The sequence below is a fragment of the Lutibacter sp. genome (genome assembly GCF_041562875.1).
GTDB lineage: Bacteria > Bacteroidota > Bacteroidia > Flavobacteriales > Flavobacteriaceae > Lutibacter.
The window spans coordinates 1-5,022 of the sequence record NZ_JBFFOE010000142.1; the positions used below are offsets into that span (position 1 = coordinate 1).

A 5,022-nucleotide genomic window follows, 5' to 3' on the forward strand; every position below is an offset into this window, starting at 1 on the left:
CCATAAATATAATTTTCATATTCAGCTTTTGTTTCATAGTCGTTTTTATCTAAATCAAGTTTCATACTTGTTAAAAAAGCCTGAATTAAATCGTCTGTGATTTTGTGTTTTTTAACTGTAAGCTGAAAACTATTTAAAATAGGATTTAAACTTATGTTAGCTGCGAAAGCCTTGTAATAGTCTTGTTCAAACTCATTCAATAATTTTTCTTTTTCATAACCGTGAAAAGAATCTACAATTTCATCGGCCAATCTAACAAAAGCATAAATACTATAAATATCTTCTCTAATTTTAGGAGCCAGCATTTTTACAGCTAATGAAAATGAAGTACTGTATTTTTTTGTAACCAATTTACTACAGGCAAATCCGGTTTGATCAAATAGCTGTTTCATATTTTTTTTTGATTGATTTATTTTTAGTAGTAGCATCTTTTATAACCATTTGTGACACAATTTTTCCTGAAATAATCGATGGTGGAACACCTGGTCCTGGAACGGTTAACTGCCCAGTGAAAAATAAATTTTTTACTTTATCACTTTTTATTTTTGGTCGTAAAAATGCAGTTTGTGTTAATGTGTTTGCCAATCCGTATGCATTTCCTTTGTATGAATTATAATCTGCTATAAAATCGTTTACACAATAAGACTTCTTAAAGAGAATTGAATCACTAACTTTTTGATTTGTCAATTTTTCTAATCGATCAATAATTTTCACAAAATAGCGCTCTCTAATTTCTGGAGTATCTTCAATTCCTGGAGCAATTGGGATTAAAAAAGTAGCAGCTTCTTTACCAATAGGGGCAAAACTATTATCGGTTACACTTGGGAAACTTGCGTAAAAAAGCGGCTCCTTTGGCCATTTAGGCTTATCATATATATCTATTGCATGCACATCAAAATCTGTATCGAAAAACAAGGTGTGATGTGAAATGTTTTTTAATTTTTTATTGAAGCCAACATAGAAAAGCAATGAAGAGGGCGCAAAAGTTTTGGCAGACCAATAGTTTTCAGAATACTTTCTGAATTTTTTGTCTAATAATGTTTCTGAATGATGATAATCTGCACCACTAATAACAAGATCAACTGTTAAAAATTCACCATTAACTTTAACTCCTGTAGCCTTACCATTTTCAACAACAATTTTTTCAACATTTTGATTTGTTTTTATGGTGACACCTAATTCAGTTGCTAATGATACAAAACCTTTAACAACCTCAAACATTCCACCTTTTGGATGCCAAGTTCCTAAACCAAAATCGGCATAATTCATAAAACTGTAAAAACTTGGTGTTTTGGAAGGTTTAGCACCTAAAAATAACACAGGAAACTCTAAAATTTGAATTAGCTTTTTACTTTTAATATTGGCTCTAACCTCAGTACTGATACTTTTAAAAAACTGATTTACATTTTTAATGGTATCAAAAGTGATTAATTCTGTTATAGAATTTCCTGGCTTGTAAACCATATTATTCACCGCAATCTCATAATTGAATTTCGCCGCTTTTAAAAATTTCTTTAAATAAACCGAGCTTCCTTTTTCTTCTTTTTCAAAAACAGCATAAATTTCTTCTAACCTATCTGAAATAGTTATAGAATTTAATACATCAAAATACACCTGATATGCGGGTGCTAATTTTTCTAAATCATAAAAATCGCTTGGTTTTTTATTGAAGTCTGCAAAGAATTTTTCAAAAACATCTGGCATCCAATACCACGTTGGACCAATATCAAATTTAAAACCATCTTTTTGAAGTAAACGCGCTCTTCCGCCTACACCTTCGTTTTTTTCAAGAATTGTAACATCATAACCTTCTTTTGCTAAATAGCACGAAGCTGATAATGATGAGAATCCTGAGCCTATTATAATTATTTTTTCTTTCATTTTGTTTAACAAATATACAATTATATTAAACAAAAACAAATTATTCAAAAAAAATTATAAAATATTTAACAATTCTAAAGGAGACTTAAACACTTTAATTTGAGAGAGATCAACTAAATTTTCATCTAATAAAGCCGTTTTAACACCTAAAACCCATAAAATATCGTTACTGTTTTTTAAGACTTTCGAATTAACTTCTTCCAAATAATGTTCAATAGATTCTTTTGAAGGCTCTACTGTTAAATAAGTAACAAAACATATGTTATCATACACTTTTTGAAGATCGCCTAAATTTTCAACAGGTACACTTTGTCCTAAATAAATAGAATTATGACCGTGGAATAACAACTCAAAATGCAAGTACAACAACCCCAGTTCATGTATTTCATTTAAAGGCAAATACAACACAAACTTTTGTGCCTCGCTTTTAGATTGTGATACCTGAAGTTTTTCAATATTGATATGAATTTTTTGCTTTATTAAATTGGTAATAAAATGTTCATGAGCTGGTGTTATTGAGTTTATCTGCCACAAAACACCAATTTCATTTAAAAAAGGCATGAATATTTTAGTAAAAATAATTCTAAAACTAAATTGCTGTATTAAGCTATTGTAGGTTTTGTTGAATAAACTTTCATCAAAATTTAACATAGCTAATTTCAAAGAATTTGTAGCCTGGTTTTCAAAACCATCTTTAAAAATCAATTCTTTAACTTGTTGCTCCAAACCTTTCTCAGACAAGGCTGCAATTTTTGATATTTTTAAACCGCTATTATTTAATAAGGATATATTCAATATTTTTTGCAAACTTTCCATATCATAATATCTTATGTTGGAATCAGTTCTATTTGGCTCAAATAAATTGTACCTTTTTTCCCAAATACGAATCGTATGCGCTTTAATTCCTGAAAAATTTTCAAGATCTTTAATGGTGAATTCTGTTTTTATATTGTTCAATGTATAAATATTTTAATTAAACAAATATAATATATTATTTTATATAAATAAAAAGTGCTTCAAAATTGAAGCACTTTTAAAGAAATCCGTTTAATAATAGTTGTTAAAACTAACTTTTAGCATTTAACAGCATAAAATCTGTAAGAACCATTGCAGCTAAAGCTTCAACAATTGGCACTGCTCTAGGCACTACACAAGGATCATGACGACCTTTTCCGTGCATTTCAACAATGTTGCCATCTTTATCAATAGTTTGTTGCGCTTGCATAATAGTTGCTACAGGTTTAAAAGCAACTCTAAAAAAAATATCCATTCCATTGCTTATCCCACCTTGAATTCCGCCTGAAAGATTTGTTTTGGTACTTCCATCAGCATTAAAAATATCGTTATGTTCACTTCCTTTCATTCTAGCACCACAAAATCCACTACCATATTCAAAACCTTTTACAGCATTAATAGTTAACATTGCTTTCCCTAATTGCGCATGTAATTTATCAAAAATAGGTTCGCCTAAACCAACAGGTACATTTTGAATAACGCAAGTTACAGTACCTCCAATAGTATCACCTTGTTTTTTAATTTCTTCAATACGTGCTATCATTTTTTCAGCAGAAGCTTTATCAGGGCAACGAACAATATTCTTTTCTATTTCACTAAAATCAACATCTTGATATGGTTTTTCCATAAAAATATTACCTACTGAAGAAGTAAAGGCATTAATTTTAATAGAAGGAATTACTTGTTTTGCAACTGCTCCACCAACAACCCAATTGGCTGTTTCACGTGCAGAAGTTCTTCCACCTCCTCTATAATCTCTATTCCCATATTTTTTATCATACGTATAATCTGCGTGAGAAGGACGGTATGAATCTTTTATATGTGAATAATCATTAGAACGTTGATGCACATTTTCTATAATAAATCCAATGGAAGCACCAGTTGTTTTTCCCTCAAAAATTCCAGATAAAAACCTTACCTCATCAGGCTCTTTACGCTGCGTTACAATTTTAGATTGACCAGGTTTTCTTCTATCTAATTCATTTTGAATCGCATTTAAATCAAGCGCAACTCCTGCTGGACAACCATCAATTATGCCTCCAATTGCTTCGCCATGAGATTCTCCAAAAGTTGTTAGTGTGTATATTTTTCCGAATGAATTAGCCATATAAATTATTTAGGATACAAATGTAAAAAAAGAATTTTATAGAATGTTGATATATTCTTTGAAATAAATTTAAAAAAACCAGAGTTTTATTGCCATTATAATAACCATCACAATTAAAAATTTACGTACCAAACCATCACCTTTATTCACTGACCATCTGCTCGCAAACCAACCTCCAACAGAATTTCCAACTGCCAATGTTAAACCTATTTGCCAATTAATTTTATCATTATAAGCAAATACAGCTACAGAAGCAACCGTATAGATTAAAACAACCATAACTTTAACTGCATTACTTTTTACTAATGAGAGATTATTTACTGAAGATAAAACTAATAAAATAATAAAACCAACCCCTGCCTGAATAAAACCACCATAAATTCCAACAAAGAAGAATAGCACACTACTAATCCACAAGTATTTACCAGATGTTTTTTCTACTACATTTAAAAGTGTTGTTTTAGGTTTAAAAACCATATAAAACACAATTACCACCATTATTATTGCGAGAATTTTATTGAAAATTTCTCCATTAATATCAACTGCTATTTGAGAACCAATTAAAGAACCAATTAAAGCTGATATTCCAAGATAAATACTAAAAGGAAAAGTGATTACTCCTTTACTTTTAAAACCCGCGGTTGTAAAAATATTTTGAAATAAAATGGCAATTCTATTGGTACCATTAGCCACATTTGGTGGTAATCCTAAGAAAATTAATATTGGTAAAGTTAACAAAGACCCCCCTCCTGCTAATGTATTTATAATTCCAGCAATAAAACCTATTAAAATTAAACCGCCTATTTCTACTATTGAATCCATATAATAAATTGAAAATCAAATGTACTTTAAAATATATTAAAATTATTCATAAAAAAAGAGTGAAAAAGTTTGAGCAAAACAAAAAAGGGTTTTATATTTGCCCTCGCTAAAGGAGAAATGGCAGAGTGGTCGAATGCGGCAGTCTTGAAAACTGTTGAGGGTCACACCTCCGGGGGTTCGAATCCCTCTTTCTCCGC

General features: G+C 30.1%; 5 protein-coding genes and 1 tRNA gene. 1 reads left to right on the forward strand and 5 read right to left on the reverse strand.

What is annotated here, in order from left to right; translation table 11 throughout:
• The 5 genes from ABY863_RS12755 to ABY863_RS12775 form a co-directional block, all read right to left on the reverse strand.
• Window positions 1-392 (reverse strand): phytoene/squalene synthase family protein (locus ABY863_RS12755; RefSeq protein WP_372795431.1); only part of this gene is annotated, 392 nt, incomplete at its 3' end.
• Window positions 376-1,881, reverse strand: a complete 1,506-nt coding sequence (locus ABY863_RS12760; RefSeq protein ID WP_372795433.1) for a phytoene desaturase family protein — start codon at window positions 1,879-1,881, stop codon at window positions 376-378. The genes ABY863_RS12755 and ABY863_RS12760, both read right to left, overlap by 17 nt.
• A gap of 54 nt (window positions 1,882-1,935) precedes the next feature.
• Window positions 1,936-2,838 carry a MerR family transcriptional regulator gene (locus ABY863_RS12765; RefSeq protein WP_372795435.1) on the reverse strand — a complete coding sequence of 301 codons (903 nt, stop codon included), beginning with the start codon at window positions 2,836-2,838 and terminating at the stop codon, window positions 1,936-1,938.
• Between the two features lie 109 nt (window positions 2,839-2,947).
• Complete coding sequence (aroC, locus tag ABY863_RS12770; protein ID WP_372795437.1) at window positions 2,948-4,003, reverse strand: chorismate synthase; 1,056 nt, start codon at window positions 4,001-4,003, stop codon at window positions 2,948-2,950.
• Between the two features lie 69 nt (window positions 4,004-4,072).
• Window positions 4,073-4,825 carry a sulfite exporter TauE/SafE family protein gene (locus ABY863_RS12775; RefSeq protein ID WP_372795439.1) on the reverse strand — a complete coding sequence of 251 codons (753 nt, stop codon included), beginning with the start codon at window positions 4,823-4,825 and terminating at the stop codon, window positions 4,073-4,075.
• Between the two features lie 111 nt (window positions 4,826-4,936).
• Here ABY863_RS12775 and ABY863_RS12780 point away from each other — a divergent pair.
• A tRNA-Ser gene (locus ABY863_RS12780) sits at window positions 4,937-5,021 on the forward strand.
• Window position 5,022: the final 1 nt, after the last annotated feature.

Excerpts from the sequence above, each read along its gene's own strand:
- ABY863_RS12760 (WP_372795433.1), bottom strand. The coding sequence starts at position 1,881 with ATGAAAGAAAAAATAATTATAATAGGCTCAGGATTCTCATCATTATCA.
- aroC (WP_372795437.1), bottom strand. The coding sequence starts at position 4,003 with ATGGCTAATTCATTCGGAAAAATATACACACTAACAACTTTTGGAGAA.
- ABY863_RS12775 (WP_372795439.1), bottom strand. The coding sequence starts at position 4,825 with ATGGATTCAATAGTAGAAATAGGCGGTTTAATTTTAATAGGTTTTATT.